1 pseudogene is annotated in these 640 nt (G+C 71.6%); it reads right to left on the bottom strand.

The features are described from left to right. Positions 1-480: pseudogene (locus ABT08_RS10585) on the bottom strand (type VI secretion protein); the annotation flags it as partial. Positions 481-640: the final 160 nt, after the last annotated feature.

Here is a 640-nt window from a genome sequence, read left to right as displayed (position 1 = left end):
CGAGGTGCCAAGGAGGTAGCCGACCTGCTCGGGCTTCGGGTCCGTGAGCGAGGGGCGTAGCGTCTTCGCGCGACGCAGAAGGTCGCGTTCGGATGCGGCGCGCTGCACGTCGCGCGCATCGGCGATTCCCTCGATCCGGTTCGGGTCGGCCTTGGTCCGCTTGCCCAGCTCGCGCACCCATCGCCAGATGAACCACGCCGCGGTGCCGATGGCGGCGAGCAGGAGTGCGACGGTGATCCAGTAGGCGACGGGGCTGAGCGACGCGGAGCCGAGTGCCGAGCCGGGGTCGTCGGCGCGGAAGACCACTCCGACTCCCGCTTCGAGACCCGCCGCGGGCTGGGGCGCGCCCGTGACGAACGCAGCCATGCTCCCGGCCAAGCGCAGCGCACCGGCCAGCAGCATCGCGCCGATGAGCGCGCCGAGGGCGAGGTTCGTCAGCTCGTCGCCGAACGCCCCGGCTCGCGGTGACGAACTGGTCATGTCGGGTGCCCGACGATGCAGGTGCCGGATACCCGGCCGAGCAGGATGACCTCGTGCGTGGGGCTGAGGTCGAGCAGTCCTGGCTCAATCAACGCCCGAGCTGCACCTTCGCGGCCTGCTCCGGTGTGCCGCACGATGACCGCGACGGCGACCTCCTCGC

The organism is Microbacterium sp. SCN 71-21 (genome assembly GCF_001725695.1).
In the GTDB taxonomy this organism is placed as follows: Bacteria; Actinomycetota; Actinomycetes; order Actinomycetales; family Microbacteriaceae; genus Microbacterium; species Microbacterium ginsengisoli.
Note: the sequence above shows the minus strand (reverse complement) of the source record. Positions and strands in the feature narration are given on the sequence as shown.